Here is a 1,251-nt window from a genome sequence, read left to right on the forward strand (position 1 = left end):
TGACCTGCTCGTCAGGCCCGGTGCCGTGGGAGCGGACGAACACCCTCGCCCCGAGCAGATGCGCCGGGACCGAGTATTGGGAGTTCTCGAAGGAGACCATCGGGGTGTTCTCCGGGACGGTGCGGGCGAGGCCGAACGCGACCGTATGCGCGGTGTCAGGGATCCGGTGCAGCCGGGGCTGCTCCTCGGCCAGCACCGCAGCCGGTTTGCGGCGGGTCGCCCGGTGTTCACGGTCGTTGACCCCGTCCATGAAGACCTGGCAGGCGGCCTCGAGCTCAGCGAAAGAAGCGTAGCTGGGCCGGAGGTTGATGTCTGTGGGCACGAGGTCGGCCTTGGCCAGTTTCACCGACGCTTCGACGCCGCCTTTGGTGGCGGGGTCTGCGGGTTGGCAGGTCAGCACGGTGACACCGTAGTGCCGGGCGAAGTCCAGGGTCTGTTGGTTCCGCACCGGGACCCCTGCGACGTGGGCGGTGGTCACGGTCTTCTCGTTATCGGTCAGCACATACGTTGGTGCCCCGCCCAGGATCCGGAAGCAACGGTCGAGGGCGGCGAACACGCTCGGCGCGGTGCGGTCCCTGAGCGGTATCACGATCCGGAAGCGGGAGAACGCCAGCCAGGCCACGAACAGGATGGTTTTCATGCCGCCGATGCGTGGCCCGTCGCCGAAGTCGTACTGCAGCCACATCCCGGGCTCGGTGATCCACGGCCGGTGGACGCGGGTGTGTCCGAGCCGCCAGGCGGCCTTGACCTGCGCGATCGCGCGGCGTGTGGACCGCTCGGATCCTTCATAACCCAGGGCGATGAGCTTCTCGTGGGCTTTGTCGGCGCGAATCCGGCCCTTGGACGTCTCGATCCATTCCTCGATCTTGGGTAGGTAACCGTCCGTGACCCTGGGCCGGGGCGCGGGCTCGGCGATTGGCCGGCCGGCGTCACGGGCCGCGACGTGCCTGGCAACAGTGTGGTGCGAGCAGCCCGTGAGCTCCGCGGTGGCGCGCAACGATCCGGTCAGATCGTAGGCAGCAAGAATTTCCATGATTTCTCCGTCATGCTTCATACAGGGCCTCTTCCTGGGACGACATTTGGTGCGACTAGACACCGTCATCAAATCCCGGGGAGAGGCCCCTGCCGCTTAAGACGCGGCAGGACAAGTAAGGAAGTGGGCAGATCTCATGGCCACCGGTGGGCAGTTCTACTGGCCGTCAGTGGGCACTTTCGTGGCCGCCTACGGGCAGTTTTTCATGGCCGCTTACA

Annotated in this window: 1 protein-coding gene; it reads right to left on the reverse strand. The window is 66.1% G+C overall.

Features of this window, described 5'->3' with window-relative positions:
• The coding region (gene istA / locus ACWRN3_RS22845) for an IS21 family transposase (protein ID WP_476742028.1) at positions 1 to 1,054 on the reverse strand (1,054 nt) is incomplete at its 3' end.
• Positions 1,055 to 1,251 lie beyond the last annotated feature (197 nt).

The organism is Pseudarthrobacter sp. rb (assembly GCF_056389225.1).